This window comes from Enterovirga sp. CN4-39 (assembly GCF_049446235.1).
In the GTDB taxonomy this organism is placed as follows: Bacteria; Pseudomonadota; Alphaproteobacteria; order Rhizobiales; family Beijerinckiaceae; genus Enterovirga.
The window spans coordinates 1-22616 of sequence record NZ_JBMSEF010000017.1; the positions used below are offsets into that span (position 1 = coordinate 1).

25 protein-coding genes are annotated in these 22616 nt (G+C 68.1%); 15 read left to right on the plus strand and 10 right to left on the minus strand.

Translation table 11 applies throughout. The features are described 5' to 3' along the window. Together ACO2SS_RS22230 and ACO2SS_RS22235 are read right to left on the minus strand one after the other, a co-directional pair. Positions 1-490, minus strand: a 490-nt coding sequence (locus ACO2SS_RS22230; RefSeq protein WP_423280016.1) for an FAD-dependent oxidoreductase, incomplete at its 3' end; no start/stop codon positions are given. Then, positions 487-756 carry a (2Fe-2S)-binding protein gene (locus ACO2SS_RS22235; RefSeq protein WP_423280017.1) on the minus strand — a complete coding sequence of 90 codons (270 nt, stop codon included), beginning with the start codon at positions 754-756 and terminating at the stop codon, positions 487-489. The genes ACO2SS_RS22235 and ACO2SS_RS22230, both read right to left, overlap by 4 nt. 112 nt (positions 757-868) lie before the next feature. Here ACO2SS_RS22235 and ACO2SS_RS22240 point away from each other — a divergent pair, with 112 nt between their 5' ends. The 3 genes from ACO2SS_RS22240 to ACO2SS_RS22250 all read left to right on the plus strand — a co-directional run bounded on the left by ACO2SS_RS22240 (position 869) and on the right by ACO2SS_RS22250 (position 3376). Then, complete coding sequence (locus ACO2SS_RS22240; protein ID WP_423280018.1) at positions 869-1681, plus strand: transporter substrate-binding domain-containing protein; 813 nt, start codon at positions 869-871, stop codon at positions 1679-1681. A 92-nt stretch (positions 1682-1773) separates the two neighbouring features. After that, the gene (locus tag ACO2SS_RS22245; RefSeq protein WP_423280019.1) at positions 1774-2511 is read left to right on the plus strand and encodes an amino acid ABC transporter ATP-binding protein; all 738 of its coding nucleotides are present in this window, start codon (positions 1774-1776) and stop codon (positions 2509-2511) included. Position 2512: 1 nt separating this feature from the next. Continuing rightward, positions 2513-3376 carry a DMT family transporter gene (locus ACO2SS_RS22250; RefSeq protein WP_423280020.1) on the plus strand — a complete coding sequence of 288 codons (864 nt, stop codon included), beginning with the start codon at positions 2513-2515 and terminating at the stop codon, positions 3374-3376. On the opposite strand, the gene ACO2SS_RS22255 is transcribed toward ACO2SS_RS22250, so the two are convergent. Both ACO2SS_RS22255 and ACO2SS_RS22260 read right to left on the minus strand, forming a co-directional pair. Continuing rightward, on the minus strand, positions 3366-4073 hold the full coding sequence (locus ACO2SS_RS22255) for a GntR family transcriptional regulator (protein WP_423280021.1): 708 nt from the start codon (positions 4071-4073) through the stop codon (positions 3366-3368). The two genes, ACO2SS_RS22250 and ACO2SS_RS22255, sit on opposite strands and share 11 nt — an antisense overlap. A 17-nt stretch (positions 4074-4090) precedes the next feature. Further along, the gene (locus ACO2SS_RS22260) at positions 4091-5137 is read right to left on the minus strand and encodes a phosphotriesterase family protein (protein ID WP_423280022.1); all 1047 of its coding nucleotides are present in this window, start codon (positions 5135-5137) and stop codon (positions 4091-4093) included. 226 nt (positions 5138-5363) lie between these two features. On the opposite strand from ACO2SS_RS22260, the gene ACO2SS_RS22265 reads away from it, so the two are divergent. Genes ACO2SS_RS22265 through ACO2SS_RS22275 form a run of 3 tightly spaced genes read left to right on the plus strand, consistent with a single transcriptional unit; the run spans position 5364 to position 7482 of the window. After that, on the plus strand, positions 5364-5678 hold the full coding sequence (locus tag ACO2SS_RS22265) for an NIPSNAP family protein (protein ID WP_423280023.1): 315 nt from the start codon (positions 5364-5366) through the stop codon (positions 5676-5678). 45 nt (positions 5679-5723) lie between these two features. Beyond that, positions 5724-6497 carry an SDR family NAD(P)-dependent oxidoreductase gene (locus ACO2SS_RS22270; protein WP_423280024.1) on the plus strand — a complete coding sequence of 258 codons (774 nt, stop codon included), beginning with the start codon at positions 5724-5726 and terminating at the stop codon, positions 6495-6497. A 19-nt stretch (positions 6498-6516) separates the two neighbouring features. Continuing rightward, positions 6517-7482: a dihydrodipicolinate synthase family protein gene (locus ACO2SS_RS22275; protein ID WP_423280025.1), complete on the plus strand. Its 966-nt coding sequence runs from the start codon at positions 6517-6519 to the stop codon at positions 7480-7482. 20 nt (positions 7483-7502) lie between these two features. On the opposite strand, the gene ACO2SS_RS22280 is transcribed toward ACO2SS_RS22275, so the two are convergent. The 4 genes from ACO2SS_RS22280 to ACO2SS_RS22295 are packed head-to-tail and all read right to left on the minus strand — an operon-like array spanning position 7503 to position 10655. Further along, on the minus strand, positions 7503-8261 hold the full coding sequence (locus ACO2SS_RS22280) for an SDR family oxidoreductase (protein ID WP_423280026.1): 759 nt from the start codon (positions 8259-8261) through the stop codon (positions 7503-7505). Positions 8262-8294: 33 nt separating this feature from the next. Then, complete coding sequence (locus tag ACO2SS_RS22285) at positions 8295-9086, minus strand: aspartate dehydrogenase (RefSeq protein WP_423280027.1); 792 nt, start codon at positions 9084-9086, stop codon at positions 8295-8297. Further along, positions 9086-9883: an alpha/beta fold hydrolase gene (locus tag ACO2SS_RS22290; RefSeq protein WP_423280028.1), complete on the minus strand. Its 798-nt coding sequence runs from the start codon at positions 9881-9883 to the stop codon at positions 9086-9088. The genes ACO2SS_RS22285 and ACO2SS_RS22290 overlap by 1 nt, the downstream gene beginning before the upstream one ends. 19 nt (positions 9884-9902) lie before the next feature. After that, complete coding sequence (locus ACO2SS_RS22295) at positions 9903-10655, minus strand: SDR family oxidoreductase (protein ID WP_423280029.1); 753 nt, start codon at positions 10653-10655, stop codon at positions 9903-9905. Positions 10656-10794: 139 nt separating this feature from the next. Between ACO2SS_RS22295 and ACO2SS_RS22300 the strand changes: the two genes are divergently transcribed. The 9 genes from ACO2SS_RS22300 to ACO2SS_RS22340 all read left to right on the plus strand — a co-directional run bounded on the left by ACO2SS_RS22300 (position 10795) and on the right by ACO2SS_RS22340 (position 20471). Next, positions 10795-11457 carry a GntR family transcriptional regulator gene (locus ACO2SS_RS22300; protein WP_423280030.1) on the plus strand — a complete coding sequence of 221 codons (663 nt, stop codon included), beginning with the start codon at positions 10795-10797 and terminating at the stop codon, positions 11455-11457. Next, the gene (locus tag ACO2SS_RS22305; RefSeq protein WP_423280031.1) at positions 11454-12011 is read left to right on the plus strand and encodes a TRAP transporter small permease; all 558 of its coding nucleotides are present in this window, start codon (positions 11454-11456) and stop codon (positions 12009-12011) included. The genes ACO2SS_RS22300 and ACO2SS_RS22305 overlap by 4 nt, the downstream gene beginning before the upstream one ends. Before the next feature lie 15 nt (positions 12012-12026). After that, complete coding sequence (locus tag ACO2SS_RS22310) at positions 12027-13298, plus strand: TRAP transporter large permease (RefSeq protein ID WP_423280032.1); 1272 nt, start codon at positions 12027-12029, stop codon at positions 13296-13298. Positions 13299-13379: 81 nt separating this feature from the next. Further along, a complete protein-coding gene (locus ACO2SS_RS22315; protein ID WP_423280033.1) occupies positions 13380-14366 on the plus strand; it encodes a TRAP transporter substrate-binding protein in 987 nt (328 codons plus the stop codon). Positions 14367-14409: 43 nt separating this feature from the next. Then, positions 14410-14793 (plus strand): cupin domain-containing protein, encoded by a 384-nt coding sequence (locus ACO2SS_RS22320; RefSeq protein ID WP_423280034.1) that lies wholly within the window; start codon positions 14410-14412, stop codon positions 14791-14793. 198 nt (positions 14794-14991) lie between these two features. Further along, positions 14992-16200, plus strand: coding sequence for an ergothioneine biosynthesis protein EgtB (egtB, locus tag ACO2SS_RS22325; RefSeq protein ID WP_423280125.1), 1209 nt, complete (start codon positions 14992-14994; stop codon positions 16198-16200). Beyond that, positions 16190-17185 carry an L-histidine N(alpha)-methyltransferase gene (egtD, locus tag ACO2SS_RS22330; protein ID WP_423280126.1) on the plus strand — a complete coding sequence of 332 codons (996 nt, stop codon included), beginning with the start codon at positions 16190-16192 and terminating at the stop codon, positions 17183-17185. Before egtB ends, egtD begins: the two co-directional genes overlap by 11 nt. Positions 17186-17415: 230 nt before the next feature. Next, the gene (locus ACO2SS_RS22335; protein WP_423280035.1) at positions 17416-18447 is read left to right on the plus strand and encodes an amino acid ABC transporter substrate-binding protein; all 1032 of its coding nucleotides are present in this window, start codon (positions 17416-17418) and stop codon (positions 18445-18447) included. Between the two features lie 32 nt (positions 18448-18479). Next, positions 18480-20471, plus strand: a complete 1992-nt coding sequence (locus tag ACO2SS_RS22340; protein ID WP_423280036.1) for an ABC transporter permease subunit — start codon at positions 18480-18482, stop codon at positions 20469-20471. Here ACO2SS_RS22340 and ACO2SS_RS22345 read toward each other — a convergent pair. Next, positions 20414-21577, minus strand: coding sequence for an aminotransferase class V-fold PLP-dependent enzyme (locus ACO2SS_RS22345; RefSeq protein ID WP_423280037.1), 1164 nt, complete (start codon positions 21575-21577; stop codon positions 20414-20416). The two genes, ACO2SS_RS22340 and ACO2SS_RS22345, sit on opposite strands and share 58 nt — an antisense overlap. 234 nt (positions 21578-21811) lie before the next feature. Beyond that, a complete protein-coding gene (locus ACO2SS_RS22350; protein WP_423280038.1) occupies positions 21812-22408 on the minus strand; it encodes a hypothetical protein in 597 nt (198 codons plus the stop codon). Positions 22409-22616: the final 208 nt, after the last annotated feature.

Below are 22616 nucleotides of genomic sequence, written 5' to 3' on the forward strand. Positions count from 1 at the left end.
TGGCGGCGACGGCCGCGAGCCGCGGCCCCGCGCCGGCGACCACGATGCGCCGCCCCGGCACCCGGCCTTCCGTCTTGAGCAGAACCGTCGCGGCCGCGCGGCCGATCACACCGGGAAGCGTCCATCCAGGAAACGGAACGACCCGCTCATGTGCCCCCGTCGCGGCCACGAGCGCCTGCGCCCGCACCGTCTCCGGTCCGTTCGGGCCGAGCGCCTCGATCCGGAAACGCTCCGTCACCGACCAGATGCGCCGGCCGAGGCGGGCCGACACGGAGGAAGCGGCCAGGGAGGACCGCAGCGCCTCGCCTTCCCGTTCGACGCCGGCGCGGCCGCCCGCCGTGCGCGGGGCGCGATAGATCTGGCCGCCGGCTTCCTCCTGCTCGTCGAAGAGGACGACGCGGGCCCCGGCCTTGGCCGCCGCGACCGCGGCCGCGCAACCGGCGGGGCCGGCGCCGATCACCGCGAGGTCGAAGGAGGTCGGATCGCTCATGCGAGGCTCGGCCGCGACACGACCATGCCGTCCTGCGCCGTGACGAGGCAGGCCTGGCGGATCACCCCGTCGATCGTCAGCACGCATTCCTGGCACACGCCCATGAGGCAGAAGGCGCCGCGAGGCGTGCCCGCGCGCGGCGAGCGCCGGAGAACGCGCACCTCGTTCGCCAGGAGCAGGCTGGCCACGGTGGATCCGACAACGCCGCTCAGCGGCTCTCCGTCGAGGGTGAGCGTCACGGTGCCGGTTTCGGCTAAGGGAGGCATCTGGCGCGCGGATGTGTCTTTACACGGTGCCAGGATTGTATACCGTCTGTGGACCGCGGGGCAACCGTTTCGCCCCGTGCTACACGTCGACTACTTGCACGGAGATCGCGTTATGGTTCGTCGGTTAGCCCTCGCGCTCAGTCTCGGCCTGGCGGCCGTGACGGCGTTTGGACCTGTCGGGGCAGCCGCCCGTTCCCTGGACGAGATCCTGAAATCGGGCACGCTGAAGGTCGGCGTGAACCCGACGCTTCCGCCGCTCGGGAAGTTCGACGACAAGAACGAGATCACCGGCTTCGACGTCGATTTCGCCAACGAGGTCGGCAAGATGCTCGGCGTGAAGGTCGAGATTGTCCAGACCGGCTCCCCGGACCGCATTCCCTTCGTCGCTTCCGGCAAGATCGACGTCGTGATGGGCGCGATGACCCGCAATCCGGAACGTGCGAAGGTGATCGACTTCACGGTCCCGGTGCACACGGAAGTGTTCGGCGTGCTGACGACCGAGGGCAAGCCCTACAAGGACTGGAAGGAGCTCAACAATCCGGGCGTGACCCTGATCCAGGTCCGCGGCACCACCCCGGTGAAGTTCATCGAGGACAACCTGAAGCAGGCCAAGGTCACACTGCTCGACAACTATCCCGACGCGGTGCGGGCGCTGGCCCAGGGCCGCGGCGACGCGATGGTCGACGTGATCGACTTCGTGGGCGAGCAGATGAACCTGCACAAGAACGTCAAGTGGCGCATCGTCGATACGCCGGTCGACGTCTATTACTGCTCGATGGGCCTGGCCAAGAACGCGACCGGCCTCAAGGACTGGCTCAACGTCGCCATCTTCGAAATGCACCGCCGCGGCCGTACGGACGCGCTGTGGGAGAAGTGGTTCGGCATGAAGATGATCAACCCGACCGGCTTCACGCCCTACTTCTGACGCCGCTTCCTCGACCGCGCGAGGTGGTGCCCACGCCACCTCGCGCATCGCAGCAGCCAGGCTGCTCCTGACCAGAACACAATCCGATCGCGATGGCCTTTCTCGAAATCCGGAACCTGTCGGCCTCCTACGGCGCCGTGCCGGTCCTCAACGACGTCTCGCTGTCGGTGGAGCGTGGCGCCATGCTGGGCCTCATAGGCCCCTCGGGCTCCGGGAAGTCCACGCTTCTGCGGTCCCTGGTCGGCCTGCTGCCGCCGAGTTCCGGGCAGGTCCTGGTCGCCGGCACGCCGATCGACTACCGGCGGCGCGAGGACCTCAAGGCGGTCCGGGACCGGTTCGCGATCGTCTTCCAGCAGTTCAACCTGTTCCAGAACATGTCGGCGATCGACAACGTGACGATCGCGCCCGTGAAGGTGAAGGGGCGTTCCAAGGAGGAGGCGCGGGCCGAGGGCGAGCGCCTGCTCGCGAAGGTGGGGCTCGGCCACAAGCTGAACGCCTATCCGGACGAACTCTCGGGCGGCCAGCAGCAGCGCGTCGCCATCGCCCGCGCGCTTGCCCTGAAGCCGGACGTGCTGCTCCTTGACGAGGTCACGGCCTCGCTCGATCCGGAACTCGTCAGCGAGGTCCTGGACACCATCCGGGCGCTCGCGGCCGACGGGATGACGATCCTCATCGTCTCGCACGAGATGAGCTTCATCCGCGGCGCCTCCAGCGAGGTCGCCTTCATGGCCGACGGCAAGGTCGTCGAGATCGGCGACCCGGCCTCGATCTTCGCGGCTCCCCGGGAGACGCGGACGCGCGACTTCGTCAACAAGATCCTCCACCACTAAGGTGGGACGGCAGCTTCCGCCCGCCTACCTCGCGGGGGCGGCGCTCATGGTGCTGTCCGTCACCCTGACGAGCTGCCTCGACACCATTCTCCGGAGTCTCTCGGCCCGGCACGACCCCATCTTCCTCGCCTGGGGCCGCCATGTGGTGCAGGCCGGTACCCTCGCGGCGATAGCGCCCTGGCTCGGACCCGCCCGGGTCTTTCGTACGACCCGGCTCTGGTTGCAGGTCGGGCGGGGGGTATGCCTTCTCGCCTCGACGGTCTTCATCATCCTGGCGCTACAGCGTCTCCCGATGGCCCAGAGCTATGCCATCGCATTCTCGACACCGCTCATAGCGACCGCGCTTGCGGCGCTGCTCCTGCGGGAGCGGGCCACGCCGCGCCAGCTCGCCTGCATCGGTGGCGGCTTCATCGGTGTGCTGGTGTCGCTCGACGTCACTGCGCCGACGGCGTCACTGGCCCTTCTGCTTCCCCTCGCGATGGCGGCTTTCAACGCCGGCTTCCAGGTGCTGACGCGCCTGGGCGGACGCGACCAGGACCCGTATTCCCTGATCTTCTACGGCGCGCTCTCGGCGGCCCTCGCGGCGACGCCTCTTCTGCCGTGGACGGCTGGGCCGATCGGGGCGGCCGATCTCGGCCTCCTGGCGGTCGGCGGCCTGTTCGGCACGGCAGGGCACCTTTGCCTGGTGCACGCCTTCCGCCTCGCGCCCACGGTGATCGTGTCGCCGATGGTGTACCTGCAGCTGATTGCCGTGAGCCTGCTCGGATACGGCCTCTTCGGCGAGGTGCCGAGCCTGCCGACGGTGCTCGGTGGGATCGTCGTGGCGATCTCCGGGATCGCTCTGCTGCGCTCGCCTATGAGGTGACGCTGGCGACCGCGAAACGGGTCAACGAACGCAGATGGGCCTGCACGGCGCGCCTGGCGCGGCGCGCGTCCCCCGATTCGAGCGCGGCGAGGATCTCCAGATGCTCCGCCGAGTCGGGCTCGAGCCTGTCCGACAGCCGCGCGATCTCGAAGAGACGGGTCGTGACCCGAAGGGAGGCGATCATCTGGGCCAGGACGGCATTTCCGCAGGCCTCGGCGTACAGCCTGTGGACCCTGTCGTCCGAGCGCCAGTGCGCATCCGTGTGATAGGTGGTCGCCGCCATCAGTTCGGCGATCTCCCGGCGCGCGGCCGCGATGCTGCCCGGCGGCACGCGGTCGATCGCCATCCCGGCGGCTTCCGCCTCCAGGATCTCGCGCACCTTGAGGCTCTGGAGGTACTCGGCGAGATCCACCGACCGGACCATGAAGGACCGGTTGGCGGCCTTCACGACCAAGCCTTCGCCCTCCAGCCGCTGCAGAGCCTCGCGCAGGGGCGTGCGGGAGAGGCCCAGCCCTTCGGCGAGCTTCGCTTCGACGATCGGAACCCCGCCCTTCAGGCGACGCGTCCTGATCAGCTCCGAGATGCTGTTGTAGGCAAGGTTCGAGAGATTGTAGCCCGGCTTCGCGGCGAGGCCGGGCTCCTGCACGGCGCGCTCGTCCGTCTCCTCCACGGCATCGCCTTTCCTGGCCGAATCCATGGCTCGCGCTCCCCGGATCAGGTGTCTGCGCCCGCGCCTGGTAGGGTCAAAAGACGACGAGGCGTGTCGACGAGCAGGGTTTCGATCTCGCCCTGTCCGAAGCCGCGCTCGCGCATGAGCGGAACGACGTTCTCCAGCAAATGACCATAGCCGTGCCCGCCCTGCGATTTCAGCCGCGCACGGGTACAGATGTCATGGGAGATCGCGACCCGATCGCCCAGCCCGGCATCGAACAGCCGGCGGATCGCCCGCAGCCGCATCCAGTCAGTCGGAAGATCCGCCACGCCGGCCCAGTACTTCGAGGTCTCGATCCCGAAGAAGTCGAATTCCACCACGCAGCCGCAGCGCGCAAGCGAGACGACCTCTCCGTCGTCGAAGAACGTGCGGTCCATATGGTCGATGATCGTGCGCGAGATGTCGCCCCCGGCCTCGCCCACGATGCGCAGGATCTCGAACGGCGCGGCAGGATGGCGGCCCGGATGGATCGTCAGCGCGGCGCCGGTCCTGGCCTGCGCCCGCGCGGCCGCCTCGAGGCAGCGGCGCTCGAAGGGCTCGAGGGGCCAGGAGCAACCGATCTCGCCGATCAGGCCGCAGCGGATCTCCGTCCCCCAGGCGCCCTCGGCAAGCTGGCGGAGGATGATCTCCTCCAACGCCTCGACAGGCAGGCCGAGCGTCTCCTCGTCCTGGAACTCCGCCGTGTAGAAGCCTGCGCCCAGCACCACGTGGACGCCGCTCCCGCGCGAGATCGTGGCGAGCCCTGCCGGATCGGGCACGATGCCGCCGGTCGTCACGTCCACGACCGTCCCGCCACCGGCTGCCGCAAAGTCCCTGGCCTCCTCAGTCGCCCGGCTGACATCCTGGAGGCGGTAGTTTCCGCGGATCCCGCCCGGCCGATAGGTGGCGGCGAATGCGTTCGCGAGCGTAATCTCGGTGTCGGGTTCCGCGCTCTGGCGCTCGGCGAGCGGGCGCAGGTCGCAGAGGAGATGCTCGTGCATCAGTGTCGATCCGAGTGCCGCTGGCTCGACCGGGCCGAGCACCGTCATGACGTGACCGCTAGCAGCCAAGCAAAAACCCTCGTCGCACTCGCATTGCATACACACTGTATGCGAAAGTTTCGGCTCCGTCGATGGATGCCGCCGTTGCGGTCGGGGCGTAACCAGTTCAACGAATGCTAGAACGTAACGGTGATGGGGCGCCGGGCATCATCAAGGTGCTCAGGGCGACGGCCCGGAATTGAGCTTGAGCCCCGGCCGGCCTGAGCCGGCTGGGCAGGAGTGGGGAGGGAGCGAGATGGTCTACGAGGAACGCGATTATCGCATCAAGGCGGGCAAGCTCGCCCAGTTCGTCAAGATCTACGGCGAGTACGGCCTGCCGCTGCAGAAGAAGCATCTTGGGACCTTCGTCGCCTATTTCACGACCGAGATCGGCGAGTTGAACCATGTCGTCGCGCTCTGGGGCTACGAGAGCCTCGGCGACCGCGAGACACGCCGGAAGACCATGCTCGCCGATCCCGAGTGGCAAACCTATCTCGACCGGGTGACGGACCTGATCGACATTCAGACCACCCGAATCCTGAACCCGGTATCCTATTCACCGCTTCAGTGAGCGTGCGCCGCGGGTCGTGAGGTGCTGACGGGACGGGGAGGGGGCATGTACGGTCTGGAAGGGCGTCGAGCGATCGTAACCGGCGCCGCCTACGGCATCGGCAGGGGGATCGCGTCGCGTCTCGTCGCCGAGGGCTGCGATGTCGGGCTGTTCGATCTCGATCTGGCCGCTGCCGAGCGCGTCGCAGCCGAACTGTCGACCTCCGGCCGGCGGATCGTGGTTGCGGCAGGTGACGTCTCGTCCAAGGCGGAGGTCGAGGCGGGAATGGGCAAGCTGCTCGCCGGGCTCGGCGGCGGGGCCGACATCCTGGTCAACAACGCTGGTATTTGCCGGATCGGCAGGCTCCTCGAGATGCCGGAGAGCGACTGGCGCGCGACCTTCGGCACCAATGTCGATGGGCTCTTCTATGCGACCCGCGCCGTCGTGCCCGGGATGGTGGAGCGGCGGTCCGGCGTCGTCGTCAATCTCGCCTCATGGATGGGCAAATCCGGAGTGGAGGCCTATGGCGCCTATTGCGCCTCGAAATTCGCCGTCGTCGCCCTGACGCAGAGCCTCGCGCTCGAGCTTGGCGAGCACGGCGTGCGGGTGAACGCGGTCGCGCCGGGGCTCGTGGTTCAGACGAAAATGCGGGACGAATCCGAGGAGAAGCGGCGGCGCGAGGGGCTGCCGCTCGCGGAGGAGCGCGCCAAGGCCATTCCTTTGCGGCGCGCCGCCATTCCCGACGATATCGCGAAGGCCGTGGCCTTCCTCGCCTCCGACCAGGCGGCGTACATCACCGGTGAGACCTTGAACGTGACCGGTGGGATCTGGAACGACTGACCCGAAGAAGGAAAAGAGAGTGCCGAGGTTCAAGGATTTCCAGCCGAAGGGCGTCATTCCGGCGACCCTGCTCGCGCTGAACGACGACATGAGCATCGACGAGGCGTCGACGCGCAAGCACCTCCGCGATTGCGCGCTGGTCGAGGGGGTCTCGGCCGTGACCGTGAACGGCCATGCCTCCGAGGTCCATGCCTGCTCGTTCGACGAGCAGCAGCGCATCCTGGCGGCCTCCCTCGCGGAGGTTGGCGACCGGGTGCCGCTGATCAACGGCATCTACGCGGATGGCAGCCTGGAGGCGGCTCGCATCGCCGCCATGGCGGCCCGCGAAGGCGCCTCCTGCCTCCTGGTCTTTCCGCCGAACAGCATGTCCATGGGCGGGCAGCTGCGGCCCGAGATGGCGATCGAGCATTTCCGCCGGATCGCGGACGCCACAGACCTGCCGATCATCTGCTTCCAGTACCCGATGGCGGGCGGGCTCGGTTACACGTTCGACACGCTGCTGAAGCTCTTCGAGGCCGTCCCGACCATCCGGGCCATCAAGGACTGGTCGAACGACGCGATGCTGCACGAGAAGCACATCCGCACCTTCCAGAACCTGCCGAAGCCCGTGACGGTGCTGACGACGCATTCGTCCTGGCTGATGGCCTCCCTGACCATGGGGGCGGACGGGCTGCTGTCGGGCGCCGGCAGCGTGATCGCGGACCTGCAGGTTGCGCTTTTCCGGGCCGTGAAGGCCGGCGACCTAACCCAGGCTCAGGCAATCAACGACCGCATCTACCCGCTGGCCCAGGCCTTCTACGCGCCGCCCTTTCTCGACATGCACAACCGCATGAAGGAGGCACTCCTCCTGCTCGGGCGGCTGGACAAGGCTGTCGTGCGGCCGCCCTTGCTGAAGCTCCCGGAGGCCGAGATCGCGCGTATCGGCGCGGCCCTTCAGGCGGCTGGCGTGACGCGCGAGGGCGGCGGGCTGCGCCTCGCCGCCTGAGGTTGCCGGCGGCGCGCTTCCTAGCGCGCCGTCCAGCCGCCATCGGCGACGAGCACCGTTCCGGTGCAGAACGACGAATCGTCGGTGGCGAGGTACAGGATCGCCTTCGCGATCTCGATCGGCTGGCCGAGCCGCTCCATGGCCTGCCGCATCTCGAGGCCGCGGCGCAGCTCCGCGCCATCCGGCCCGGCGAGGATCTGGGCGAAGTAGGGCGACTCGATCGTGCCCGGGGCGACGGCATTCACTCGGATCTTCGCGCCGACATGGTCGATCGCCATGGCGCGCGTCAGCGCCACGACAGCACCCTTCGAGGCGACATAGGCCGCCCGATCGAGGATGCCGACATTCGCGACGGCGGACGCCGTGTTCACGATCACGCCCCCGCCCTGCTTCTCCATGACGGGGATCGCGTATTTGCAGCCGAAGAAGACGCCCTTCACGTTCACGGCGAAGAGCGCGTCCCAGTCCGCCTCGGTCGTGTTCACGACGGTCCCGGCAAAGCCGTAACCCGCGTTGTTGACCAGGACGTCGAGCCGCCCGTGCCGCTCGGCAACGGACTTGATGAGGGTCTCGACCTCGGCCTCTCTGGCGACATCGACCGCCACCGCCTCGGCGCGGGCGCCGGTCGCGGCGAGCTCGTCCCTTACGCGCTCGGCTGCCTCGCGATTGCGATCCGCGACCACCACGATCGCGCCTTCGCCGGCGAAAAGCCTCGCTGCCTCATGGCCGATCCCGGACCCCGCGCCCGTGATGATGGCGACCTTGTCCTTGAGCTTCATGTGCGTCTCGCGTGTCTGAGGATGCCGTGTCGGTTACAGGAACTGGACCGTCGAGAAGTGCTGCTCGATTGCGGAGAGCAGGGAGCGGCTGACGATCCAGGACGTCTTGGGGTTGTCGGGCGAGGGGCGGTTGGCGACCGCGAGGTCGAGCGTTCCGAGCTCGCTGGTGACGCTGATCCCGTGCGTGTTCCCGCGGGCCTGGGGATCGACCACGACGGATACCTCCGTCGCCTCGAAGCCGGTCCCGGCCAGGGCCAGCGTCGCCGCCACATTCAGATTGGCGGGATAGCGCGCCGCGGCCTCCCGTGCGTTGCCGTTCAGCAGCGTGATCGTCTCGGGCGGCTGGTCCGGATGGCCGAGCCGCCGCAACTCGTCGGCCCAGGCGGCAGGCGGCTTTCGCGACTCGTAGCGGACGCGCAGCTCGCCGGCACCGCGCGCGGCCCGCACGTAGTCGAGCCCCGCGAGCGCGCCGGACGGCAGGTAAAGGCGCGTCCCTGCCGCCTCCGCGGCCGCCAGAAGCGCTGCCCGCAAGCTGTCGTCGTGCAATGCGCCGACGGAAGACAGCAGCAGCGGAACGCCGAGCGCGAGGGCCGCTGGTCCCCATTCGCGCACCGCCTCCGCGCCGGCCGCCTCGACGACGATTTCGGGCCTAAACGACGCCAGGGCGGCGCGATCATGAATAGCCGCACAGCCGGGCTCGACCCGGCCCGCGCTCGGCGAGCCCGGCCTCAGCACCACGGCAAGCTCATAACCGCCTCGCGCGGCCAGCGCTGCGGCAAGCTCGCGGCCGATGGCGCCGTACCCGATGATGGCCACGCTGCGCATCAGGATGCCCTCTGCGCGAAGGCCACGAGGTCGAGCAGGAACTGCTCCGTACGGGTCACGGGAAAGAAGTGGCCCCCGTCCGGATACATGACCACCTGCGGGTCGCCGGGCAGAGCCGCCGCGAGCTCTTCCTGCAGGAATGCCGGCACGATGACATCGTCGCGCGCCCCCAGGACGAGCGTCGGGCAGGGGATGGACGAGATCCAGGCGGAGCCGTCGAAGGAGACCAGGGCATCAATGCGCTCGCGCACGACACGACGGGCATCCTCGGAAACGGGCGGCTTGGCCAGGGCTGCCTCGTAGGTGCCCCAATGGGCCTCGAGCCATGCCGGCGCATAGCCCAGCACCGCCCCCGTCGCGGCATAGATCGCGGGGTCGAGGTCGAGGATGCGGCGGCGGGCGCCGAAAAGCGCCTCCATGTAGTGGGAGGGCTTCAGCCAGGTTGCGCTGAGGGCCAGCCCGCGCAGGCGGTCCGGCGCGATGCGCGCGAGCGCCTGGCCGATCGCCCCGCCCGTCGAGTGGCCGACGAACACGGCCTTCTCGATCCCCATCGCGTCCATGACCTGGAGGCAGTCGAGGGCGAGCTGGTCGATGCTGCAGGCCGCCGAGCCGCGGCTGCTCGCCCCGATGCCGCGCTGGTCAAAGCGCGTCACGCGAAAGTTGGCGGAAAGCCCGGGTACGACCGGTGACCAGAAGCCGGCCGTTCCGCCCAGCCCCGAGACCAGGAGGATGTCAGGACCGGCGCCCTCCGTGGTTGCGACGAGCCGGGCTCCATCGGGCGTGTCGAGGTGAGGCATCAGCGTCTCTCCGATCGGGCTACCAGGCCGTCATGCCGCCATCGACCGTGTACATCGCACCGGTCACGAAGGAGGCCTCGTCGGAAGCAAGCCAGAGCATCACGTTGGCGATCTCGGCAGGCTCGGCCATGCGGTTCATCGGCGAGCGCGCGCCAAGAGCCGCCACGAACCCCTCGGGATCGTTGTGGGAGGCGATCATGCGGTCGAAATAGGTGGATCGCGTCACGCCGGGGGCAACGCAGTTGACGCGAATGTTGTCTGCCGCGTGATCGAGCGCCATCGCCCGCGTGAGCGCCGCGACGCCGCCCTTCGACGCCACATAGGCGGCGCGATCAGCGATCCCGACCGCCGCGACGTTGGACGCCGTGTTCACGATCGCACCGCCGCCCTGGGCGACCATGACGGGAACGACGTATTTCGAGCAGAGGTAGACGCCCTTGAGGTTCACGGCCATCAAGGCGTCCCAGTCCTCCTCCTCGGTGGAGACGACCGAGCCCCGGATGCCGTAGCCGGCATTGTTCACCAGGATGTCGATCCGGCCGAAGCGGGAGACGGCCAGTTCCGCCATCGCCTTCACGTCGGACGTCTTGGACACGTCACCCACGAACGGAACAGCGGCGACGCCGAGCGAGGACGCCACGCTCCCCGCCAGCGCTCCGTCGCGATCCGCCACGAGCACCCTCGCGCCTTCCCGGACGAAGATCCTCGCCGCGGCTTCGCCCATCCCGGCGCCAGCACCGGTGATTATGGCGACCTTCCCTTCCAGACGCATGGCAGCTCCAAACTGAATACAATATCCGTACTCCCGGCCCTGCGGCTGCTTCAAGCCCCTCTCTGCTGCACATCTGAGCAACGGGTGCGCGCAGATTGCGCTTGCGGCAGAACGGCACTGTTGAATATCGTATTCAATCATGCCCATCGGTCGACAATCACTCACGGACCAGATCGTCGGCGAGCTTCGCCGGCGGATCGTGTCCGGCGAGCTCCCCGAGGCCACGCCTCTCCGGCAGGAGAAGCTCGCGGCCGAGCTTGGCGTTTCCCGCGTGCCCCTGCGGGAGGCGATCCGGCAGCTCGAGGCGGAGGGGCTCGTCAAGTCCGAGGTGCACAAGGGCACGGTCGTCTCGTCGCTCTCCTTGGCCGAGATCGAGGAGCTGTTCGAGATCCGTCTCCAGCTCGAGCCGTGGCTGTTCGGCCTCGCCATGCCGCTGATGTCGGAAAGCCATTTCCGGGCGGCGGAGGACCTCATCGCCGAAGCCAGCGCGACGGAGACGGTCGATTCCTGGGGGGAACTGAACTGGCGCTTCCACCACGCCCTGTATGAGGCGTGCGAGCGGCGGATCGCCCTCAAGGTCCTGAAGACGGTCCACGACAACGCGAACCGCTACATCAACCTCCAGCTGGCCGTGGCGGCCGATGTCGAGAACGAGCTCCTGGATCACCGGCAACTCGTCGCTTTCGCGCGGCTGCGCGACGTGAACGGGGGCGTTGGGCTTCTTCGGGACCACATCGGACGCGTCGCGCAGAACCTCACGCGATCGATCGGGCGCGAACGGCAAGTGGCGGACGTGGCATGAGGGGGCCTTCCTTCCTGACGGGCTTCCTGCGCGCGATCGGCTGGATGAATGTCGGGCTGCGCCACCTCGCCGGCGCGACCCTCGGTGTCATGGTGCTGATCGTCGGCCTTCAGATCGCGGTCCGCTTCGCCCTGCCGCCTCTCGGCGTGATGGTCTCGGTGCCCTGGTCGGAGGAGCTCGCCCGCTACCTCATGATCTGGTGCATCTTCCTGGGGGCTGCGGTCGCGGCACGTTCCGGCGCCCTGATCGCGGTGGATTCCCTGCCCGATGCGCTTCCCGAGCGCTGGGGCGATCTCCTCCGCCTGGCCGCGCTCGTGATCACGATCGCCTTCTTCGGCCTGATGATCTGGCTCGGCTGGCGATGGGTCGAGTTCGGCGAGACCGAGACCTCCACGGTCATGAACATGCCGATGGCCTGGGTCTACTTTGCGCTGCCGGCAGGATCGGTCGTCGCCATCCTGAACATCCTCGCCTTCATCGTCGAGCACCGGATCACGTCCAGGACGCCCCTGGTGGTGGCGCCTGAAGACAACCCCGAAGCCTCGCTGGTCTGATTCCGGAGTAAGATCGTGGCGATCCTGTTCGGATGGATGACCATCCTCCTCGCGATCTCGGTGCCGATCTTCGCCGTCATGGGGATCTCGTCGGTGATCGCCCTGCGGGCCAAGGGGATCGACCTGATCAGCGTTCCCCAAAACGTGTTCGAGGCGCTGGATTCCTTCGCGCTGCTCGCGGTGCCGTTCTACGTGCTCGCCGGCAACATCATGAAGGTGGGCGGCATCTCCGACCGCCTGATCCGGCTCGCAACCGCTTTGCTCGGCTGGATGCGCGGAGGCGTCGGCAGCGCCGCGATCCTGACCTGCATGTTCTTCTCGACCATCTCGGGCTCGTCCTCGGCGACCACCGCGGCGGTCGGCTCGACGATGGTCCCGGCCATGGCGCGGAAGGGCTATCCGAAGAACTTCGCGGCCGCGACCGTCGCGGTCGGCGGGGAACTCGGGGCCATCATCCCACCCTCCCTGCCGATGGTGATCTACGGCCTCGTTGCCAATGTCTCGATCGGTGGCCTGTTCATCGCCGGCATCGTGCCGGGGATCCTGATCGGGGTCAGCCTCATCGCGACCGTCTGCGTGATGGCGAAGGTGCAGAACTTCGACCAGACGCAGCGGGTGCCTCTCGGCGAATGGGCCCGGAATGTCGTCGCGGTCAGCCGCGAGGCGATCATCGCCCTGATGATGCCCGTCATCATCCTCGGCGGGATCTATTCCGGCGCCTTCACGGCGACCGAAGCCTCCGTCGTGGCGGTCATCTACGGCTTTGTGGTCGGCCGGTTCGTCTACAAGGAGATCTCCTTCGCCGACATGGTCCGGATCCTGAACGATTCGGCCGTGATGACCGGCATGGTGATGCTGATCGTCGCCTTCGCGGCTCTGTTCGGCTACGCGATGACGATCAACCAGATCCCGCAATATTTCGCGGAACTGATCGGCAAGGTCGCAAGCGGGCCGATCGGCTTCCTGATCCTCGTGAACATCCTCCTCTTCGTCGTCGGCACCTTCATGGAAGCCTTGGCGACGATCCTCATCCTGGCGCCGATCCTCGGCCCAATTGCGATCGCCTACGGGATCGATCCGGTCCATTTCGGCATCATCTTCATCGTCAACGTGGCGACCGGGATGATCACGCCACCGGTCGCCGTGAACCTCAACATCGCGAGCCAGGTCTCCGGTGTCCCCATGGACGCCATGATGAAGCCGGTCCTGGTCTTCCTCGCCGTCCTGACGATCGACGTCCTGATCATCAGCTACGTCCCGGCGATCTCGCTCGCCCTGCTCTGGTAGGCGCGCGCCCGTTCACCAGCCGCCGCACGCAAGTCCGGCATCGATCCCCGCGGGAATGGTCCCGCCCATAAGGAGCTTGAGATGAGGTGGTCCCTAAGTTCGACCCTCGCGGGAGCAGCATTGCTCTGCGCGGCCCACGCCGCGTCTGCCCAGACGGTCGAGCTCAATATCGGCCACGTCCTGACGACGACGAGCCACTACCACGCGGCAGCGGCCAAGCTCGCCGAAGTCGCGGCCGCGAAGTCGAACGGCCAGATCAAGATCAACGTCTTTCCGGCGGCGCAGCTCGGCGGCGAGGTGAAGCAGATCCAGTCCGCCCGCACGGGCACGCAGGACATCGTGGTCACGGGCGAGGCGCCGGTCGAGAACACGGTCAAGGAATACACCGTCTTCTCGTTCCCTTACCTCTTCAACAGCGTCGACCAGGCGAATGGCGTGCTGCAGGGGCCGGTCGGCCGCGAGATGCTCGACCTCTTGCCGAAGTACAACCTCGTCGGTCTTGGCTTCATCTCGGCGCTCGAGCGCAACATCTTCACCAACGGCAAGGTCATCAAGTCGGCCGCCGACATGAAGGGCCTGAAGATCCGCGTCATCCAGGGCCCGGGCTACGTGAAGGCCTACGAGGCGCTCGGCGCCCAGCCGACCCCGATGGCCTATACGGAGCTCTACATGGCGCTCCAGAACGGGGCCGTGGATGCCGCCGAGAACTCCCCGGACGTCTTCCTGCAGGACCGCTTCGTCGAGGTCTCCAAGACCTACGTGATGGCCAAGATCATGTACATGCCGGCCCTGATCATCATGTCGAAGTCGAAGTTCGACGCGCTCTCGCCCGAGCACAAGAAGATCATGCAGGAAGCCGCCGCGGAGGCCGTCGCGTTCGCGAATGCGCACTATAAGAAGGACTACGCCTCGAGCCTCGAGACGATGAAGAAGAGCAAGATCGAGATCATCGAGCCCGACCTCGAGAGCTTCCGCGTGACCGCCCCCGCCGTGCACGGGGCACTGCTGAAGGAATTCCCGATGGCGAAGCCGTGGCTCGAGAAGATCAAGGCCGCGGTCGGGCAGTAAGCCCGGTCACCGCCTTGGCCCGATTGTACAGGAGCATCGACACATGAGCGTGCTGGACCACGCGAGGCAGGACATCGAGGTGTGGCGGGATGGGGTCAACACGCGCATGCGCGTGTCGGCTCTCACCAACTCGCACCAGCTCCTGATCTTCGAGCAGTTCTGCGACCCGGGGCACGGCGCCCCGATGCACATCCACGCAGTGGAGGAGGTGCTCGAAGTGATGGAGGGGATCGCCGAGATCTACCTCGGCGACACGGCCCATGTCGTGACGCCCGACCAGTCGGTCATCGTCCCGGCCGGCGCGCGCCACGGCTTCAAGAACATCGGGGACGGCATCCTGAAGGTTCGCGCCACGATGGCGGCCTCGATCTTCGAGGCGAGCTACGATTCCCGTAGCGAGCTATCCCGCCGCTACAGCCCGGCCTGAACGGCGGCTGTCGGGAATCTTCCCTATTCCACGGGACGCGCTCCTATCGGTGCGCGTCCCTGATTGGTTGGGTCGGCCGATGCAGAGCCCTGCATCAGGCGCAGAACGCAGGCCATCCTACGGCCGCATTGGTGCTCATCCTCGCGCATCCTTTCGACGCCCTCTCGAGCGTCCGCGTGCGGGGACCAGGCCATGCTCATGGAGATTGTACGACCGGCGACGGTCGGGGCCGCCCGGGAGAATGTCGCGGCTCGCTGCCGAGACGTGCGGGCCGCGACCGAGCATCTTGCCGCCAGGCTCTCGGCGGAGGACCAGACCGTCCAGTCGATGCCGGATGCGAGCCCGACCAAGTGGCACCGCGCCCATACGAGCTGGTTCTTCGAACAGTTCCTGCTGCGCCCCAGGTTGCCCGGCTATCGGCCCTTCGACGAACGCTTCGCCTTCCTGTTCAACTCCTACTATGTCGCGGCTGGCCCGCGGCACGCCCGCTTCCAGCGCGGCCTCATCACGAGGCCGAGCACCGAGGACGTCCGGCGCTACCGGGCACACGTCGACGCGGGGCTGGAAAAGCTCCTCGCCGGCGCGGCTGCTGACCCGGAAGTCGAGGAAATCCTCGAGATCGGACTCAACCACGAGCAGCAGCACCAGGAATTGATCCTGGCGGACATCCTGCACGCCTTTGCGCAGAACCCGCTGCTCCCGGCCTATGATCCCGACTGGGTGCCGCCGCGCCCCTCGGCGAAGGGCGGCGAGGTCGCGTTGCCCCGCGGCATCTATCCGATCGGGCACGAGGGCGAAGGCTTCTTCTTCGACAACGAGGGGCCGGCGCACGAGGTTCTCATCCATGACGTGAAGCTGTCGCGCCGGCTCGTGACGAATCGCGATTGGCTCGCCTTCATGGAGGACGACGCCTATGGGCGGCCGGAGCTGTGGCTTTCGGACGGGTGGGCAACCGCCCAGGCGCAGTCGTGGCAGGCGCCCGGGTATTGGCAGAACGAGGGTGGCGCCTGGCGCCAGATGACGCTGGGCGGCCTGCGCCCGATCGATCCCGACGCGCCGGTGAGCCACGTGAGCTTCTACGAGGCCGATGCCTTCGCGCGCTGGTCCGGCAAGGTCCTGCCGAGCGAGTTCGAATGGGAAGCCGCTGCGCGGGAAGGCGAGCTGGAGGATGCCTTCGGGATCGTCTGGCAATGGACGCGAAGCCCCTATGTCGCCTATCCGGGGTACAGGCCGGTCGAGGGAGCCCTCGGCGAGTACAACGGCAAGTTCATGTCGAACCAGATGGTGCTGCGGGGCTCCTCCCTGGCGACGCCCGCCGGTCATAGTCGCATCACGTACCGGAACTTCTTCCAGCCGGGCCAGCGTTGGCAGTTCACGGGCCTGCGGCTCGCGGATGATGGCGCATAGCGGCAGGGCGAGGGTGACAGCGGGGTCCAGGCTCAAACCTCCCTCACGGAGCAGCGCTGGCGCGAACCCGGCGTTCTTGGCCGACGTGCTGTACGGCCTCGGGCGGCAGCCCAAGACGCTGCCGGCCAAGTACTTCTACGACCTCGAGGGCTCGCGCCTCTTCGAGGAGATCACGAGGCTGCCGGAATATTACCCGACCCGCACGGAGCTCGGGATCCTGGACGCCTCCGGCCCCGAGATCGGCTCGCTCTGTCCTCCGGGCGCCGCGCTCGTGGAATTCGGCAGCGGGTCGACCGCGAAGTTTCGCCGCCTGCTGCCGCACCTTCCGCGGCTTTCGGCCTACGTCCCCGTGGACGTCTCGGCCGACTTCCTCGGCGCGGAAGCGGAGCGGCTTCGGGCGGATTACCCGGATCTGCGTGTGCTGCCGGTGGAAGCCGATTTCTCAAGGCCCTTCCGGCTGCCGGCAGGAATTGGCGAGAGGCCGCTTGTCGGCTTCTTTCCGGGCTCGACGATCGGGAATTTCGAGCCGGAGGATGCCGGATTGCTCCTCGCCCGTTTCCGGGACCTCCTTGGCCCCGATGCCGTGCTCATCGTCGGGGTCGATCTGGTGAAGGACGTCGGGGTGCTCGAGGCCGCCTACGACGACGCCCAGGGCGTGACCGCGCAGTTCAACCTCAACATGCTCCGAAGGATCAATCGCGAGCTCGGCGCCGATTTCGACCTGGACGGCTTCTCGCATCGGGCCGTCTACAACGCCCCGCTGAGCCGGATCGAAATGCATCTCGTGAGCCGTCGCGCCCAAACCGCGCAGGTTCGCGGGCACCCGATCCATTTCGCCGCCGGCGAGAGCATCCACACCGAGAGCAGCTACAAGTACACGACCGATAGGTTCGAGGAACTGGCAGATCACGCCGGCTGGCCGAGGGCCAGGATGTTCACGGATCCACGGCGGCTCTTCGCGGTCTTCGCGCTCCAGCCGCGCTAGCTGTCCACCCCGCGACGGAGTGGAGGCCGGTCGGGCGCACATGCCTTGGCGCCGCTGGCTGGCGACGCGTGGCGTGCGGCCGCATGGCGGCAACTGGCTGAGTGGCGCGACGCCCGTCAGACGGCGTCGCCGCGCATGCCTTCAGGCTATCCGGGTGATTATCATTTGATATAGAGGTCGGCACGAAACGATACGCCCACCTCCCTCCTCAAGCTCTCCCACCTGGAAAGATGATGATCTCCACCCGATCGGTCGCGGCGGCCTTTTCCGCTGCCTTCGCGATGCTTGCTGCCGCCGGCGCCTCTGCCGGACCGACCGTGGACAAGATCAAGGCCCGCGGCGAAGTCGTCTGCGGGGTCAGCCAGGGCTCGGCCGGACTGTCCCTTCCGGATTCAAATGGTCGCTGGGCCGGACTCGATGTCGATTACTGCAAGGCGCTCGCGGCGGCCGTGATCGGCGATGCCGGGAAGGTCCGCTACGTGCCGGTCAGCTCCGCCCAGCGCTTCGCCGTGCTGCAGAACGGCGAGATCGACGTCCTGTCGCGCAACACGACCTGGACGTCCACCCGGGACGCGTCGCTCAACCTCTCGTTCGTCGGCACGATCTTCTACGACGGCCAGGCCTTCATGGTTCCCAAGAAGCTCGGTGTGACGAGCGCACGCCAACTCGACGGGGCCACCGTCTGCGTGCAGCCGGGCACCGTGAACGAGCAGAACCTCGTCGACTACTTCTCGGCCAACAACCTCAAGTTCAAGTCGGTGGTGATCGAGAGCCTGCCTGAGCTCGAGTCGGCTTTCTATGCCGGGCGTTGCGACGTGTACCTCTCGGACGCCTCCACGCTGTCGGCGAGCCGCGCCGTCCGGGCCCCGAAGATCGACGATTTCGTCATCCTGCCGGAGCGCATCACGAAATCTCCCCTCTCGCCGGTCGTGCGCGCCGATGACCCGCAATGGTTCGCGATCGCGCGCTGGACGCTCAACCTCCTGATCGAGGCGGAGGAACTCGGCCTTACCAGCCAGAACGTCGAGGCGCAGAAGCAGTCGAAGAACCCGTCCATCCAGCGGCTGCTCGGCGTCTCGGCCGGGATCGGCAAGGCCTTCGGCCTCGACGAGGCCTGGGGCGCGCGGGTCATCGCCTCCGTCGGGAATTACGGCGAGATCTTCGACCGCAACCTCGGCCCCGCCACGAAGCTCGGGCTGGAGCGCGGCCAGAACGCGCTCTGGTCGAAGGGCGGCCTGCTCTACGCGCCACCCTTCCAATGATCTTCTCGGCCGTCCCGGCGCGACCGCGTGGGTTGGCGGTCGCATTCGGGGCGCTGGGAGCGGCGCTCGCCACCGCCTATGTGCTGACCGGCGGGCACGAGCTTGCGCTTCCCGCCCTGCGGCTCGACTTCCTCTGGCAGCAGGCCGGGTTCCAGATCGCGGAATCCCTGGTCCCGGTCGGGCCCGCGGATCCGGTCTGGCGGGTCCTGCTCGCCGGTGTGCTGAACACGCTGCTCGCGGCGTCGATCGCCGTGAGCCTCGCCCTGCCGATCGGGATCGCGCTGGCGCTCGGGCGCGAGGCGCCCGCCCGGCCGCTCGCCTGGTGCGCGACGGGGGTCGTCGAGGCCATCCGGAACACGCCGGTCCTCCTCCAGCTCTTTCTCTGGTACGCGATCGTCACCCAGGCGCTGCCGGGGCCCCGGGAAGCGCTGGAGATCCTGCCCGGCGTTCTCCTTTGCAATCGCGGCCTCTTTCTTCCCTGGTTCGCCGAGGGCGGGATCGACTGGCCCCGCTTGGGTGGATTCAACATCTCGGGCGGGCTGGCGCTCTCCCCGGAAATGACGGTCCTGGCGGGCGGCCTGGCGCTGTTCCACGGCTGCTATCTGGCGGAGATCTTCCGTGCGGGCATCAGGGCCGTTCCGGCCGGCCAGCACGACGCGGCGCGCGCGCTGTCGCTCGGGCGGGTGCTGGCTTTCCGGAGGGTCGTGCTGCCGCAGGCGCTCGGCTTCGCGCTGCCCTCCGTGGCGGTCCAGGTTCTCGCCCTCCTCAAGAACACCTCGCTCGCTGTCGCCATCGGCTTCCCGGATTTTGTCGGCACGCTCGCGACCGTGGTCAACCGGAACGGCCGCGCGCTCGAAGGGCTGGTCCTGACCGCGATCGTCTTTCTGGCGATCAACGCAGCCCTCGGGGCCGTTATCGACAGGCTCGCCCGCAGGCCCGGGGCCGCGCTGACCGTGGAGCCCGGCCGTGCCTCCGGCCGCCGCGCCATCTCCGTCGGGGAAATCGCCTTCGGGCTTGCGCTGCTCGCGCTCGCTGCCCCGCTGCTGTGGAACGCGCTCCGGTGGGGCGTGCTCGATGCCGTCTGGACGGGGCAGGCGAGCGCATGTGGGGCCGCGGCAGGAGCCTGCTGGGCAGTGGTGCCCGAGAAGGCGCGGCTCCTGCTCTTCGGCCTCTATCCATCCGGTGAGACTTGGCGGGCGGCCCTCGCGGCCGCGCTCGTGGTCGTGGCCGCGATCGCGGCGATGTCTGGGGGACAATGGCCGCTCCGCCGCGTGGTGGCTCTCGTCGTCGGGGGCGTTGCGATTCCGCTCTGGCTGCTGGGAGGCGGCGCCGGGCTCCGGGCTATCCCGAGCAGCCAGTGGGGCGGTCTCTCGCTAACGATCGCGCTCGCCGCCTCCGTTGTGGTCGCGGCATCGGCCGCCGCGATCCCCCTGGCGCTGGCGCGCATGTCCGGCTCCGCCTGGATTGCCCTGCCCGCGCGCGGCGCGATCGAGCTGTTCCGCAGCGTGCCGCTCGTTGCGCTCCTGCTCGCGGCGGATCTTCTGCTGCCGCAGCTCCTCCCCGCGGGCACCGAAGTGCCGAAGCTGCTGCGCGCCTTCGCGGCTGTCGCGCTGCTGGCGACCGTGAACCTCGCCGAGGTGCTGCGCGGGGCGTTGCGATCCGTTCCGCCCGGACAGCGGGAAGGTGCGAGGGCGCTCGGCCTCTCCCGGCAGGCAACCTTCCTCCTCGTCGTGCTGCCGCAGGCGCTGCGCATCGCGACGCCGGCGGCCGTGAACGTCTATGTCGGCGCCATCAAGGACACGTCGCTCGTGGTCATCGTCGGCATCTTCGACGTGACGGGCGCCGCCAAGGCCGCGATGGCCGATCCGAGCTGGATGCGCTACGCGCCGGAGCTCTACCTCCTGCTTGCCGCGACCTACTTCTCGATCTGCTTTCCGATCGCGCGCTTCGCTCGCGGGCTGGAACGTCAGGCGAGTTCGGCGAGCGCCCCGAGGAAGCGCTCGATGTCGGCCGCATCGTTGTAGAGGTGGGGCGACACGCGGATCGCGCCGTTGCGGGCCGCGACATGGATGCCCCGCTCGGCGAGACCGCCGACGACGGCGGCAGCGTCCATGCCCTCGCGCCGCAGGCCGATCAGGTGGGCGGCACGCCTGCCGGGCGGCGGCGCCGTGAAGCCGAGGTCGGCCGCGCCTTCGACGATTCGGGCGGCGAGGGGCTGCAGATGCGCCTCGATCTTGGCCGGGCCGAAGGCCTCGATGAGCCGCATCCCGGCGACCGCCATCGGCAGGGTGACGAAGTTGCTCCGCTCCCCCATGTCATAGCGACGAGACCCCTCCATGAACCGCAGCTCGCGCGCGTAATGGTTGGTGATCTGGTCGGCGCCTAGCCGAGAGAAGGTATGCTCCTCGAGCGGGATGCCCGCCTGGCGCTCGGGATCGGCGTACAGGAAGGCGAGGCCGTAGGGGCCGAGCAGCCACTTGTAGGTCGGGAAGACCAGGAAATCCGGCCGGACCTCGTGGACGGAGAAGGGCTGCGCTCCCACGGCTTGTGTGCCGTCGACAACGAGCGCGGCGCCCACCCGGTCGGCGGCCCTCCGGATCGCCGGGAGATCCACGAGCCCGCCATCGTTCCAGTGGAGCGGCGTGAGGGAGAGGACGGATACGCGTGGCCGGTTCTGGTCGGCGAGGCGCTCCAGGATCGCGGCCGTCCAGTCGTGGTCGGCCGGGCGGGCCAGCTCGTCATGGACGGCGCCGTTCTCCTCGGCTGCGCGCAGCCAGGCATAGACGGGGGAGGGGTGTTCCTCCGCCAGCGTGACCACGGCCGTCCCGGCCGGAAGCGGCAGGTTGCGGCAGGCGGTGGCAATTCCGTAGCTCGCCGATCCCACGATCGCGATGTCGCCCGGCTGCGCCCCGATCAGGCCCGCCGCAGCCGCGCGCGCCTCCTCGACGATATCGTAGAAGCTCGCGCGGGACAGCTTCCAGGGCTCGACCTTGCGGGCGACGCCCGCTTCGCCGGCCGCCCAGACCGGCACCGGGATCGGCGAGACGCCGGCGCTGTTCAGGTAGGTGACATCCTCCGGGATGGCGAAAAGCTTGCTGCGCCCGAAAGACGGCGTTCCGAGTTGACCCACGATCTCTTCCTTCACGGAGCCGGGTTGCGCAACGCGTCCCTACGCGCCCGCCCCGCCCGCGGCTTCGCCCGCTGGCTTACCCAGTCCGCGCTCGCCGGGCCAGGGCTCCCGGGCCGAGCGGAGCCGGGCGGGACCCGCCGGATGACGCAGGCACGCCTGTTGCCTCGGCGGGTTCGTTGCCCAGGCGGGTCTTGCTGATGAGCAGCCGAGGCGGGGAGCGCGGACAGCTTCTGCTCAGGGCTTCGCGGCGGCGGGGAGTTCCCAGGCCCTCTTGATGTTCGTGAGCGTCTTGGCGCCGAGCTTCAGGGGCGGGACGGAGCCGCTGCCGTCCGCCGGGAGGGTTTTTCCGTTCACGGTTCCACCCACAGCGATCACGAGCTTTCCGATGAACACGTCGTCCTGGCTATGGGCGGAGTTCGTCAGGCCGATGCAATGGATCAACTCATGCACCAGGATGTGGAGCCGCACGGGGGCGCCGACGTCGACTCCGTTGATCTGAGGGGTGGCCGGTACGCGCAGCTTCAGCGAACCGAGGCGTTCCCGATCACCGGAGCCGACCAGTGACAGCACGGCGCTGCCGTGCAGCCCGGTCCCTGTCATGGTCTCGGCCGTGATCTGGCTGCCCGCCTCGGTATCGGATTTCCGGAAGACGAGAGCCACGCTCTTGTCCTTCAGGAGCTGGTTGATCGCTGCGATCGCCCGGTCGAGGTCCGTACCCCATACGCTTCCGCCGAAACCCGGGCCGGGAAAGACCTTCAACTCGCCGCCTCGACGGATCCGGTCGGGCCAGGGGATGATCTCCGGCTCTGCTGCGGTCTTCACGTCGCCCATGGGCCGGCCTCGCGAAGGTGAGGGCATCATTCTAGGACGGGCTCCATCCGTCTCAAACCGCGCAAACTGAGTAGCGGCTCGATCCCCGGCACTGTCCCGGCGAGCAGGCTGCCCTCGGGACGTCTCTCGCCCGTGTTGAGACTTTGCGAGCGATCGCGGTTTTTTCCGCCGGCGTAGCGGCCTGTTGGGGCGGCCGGTTGCATTGAGC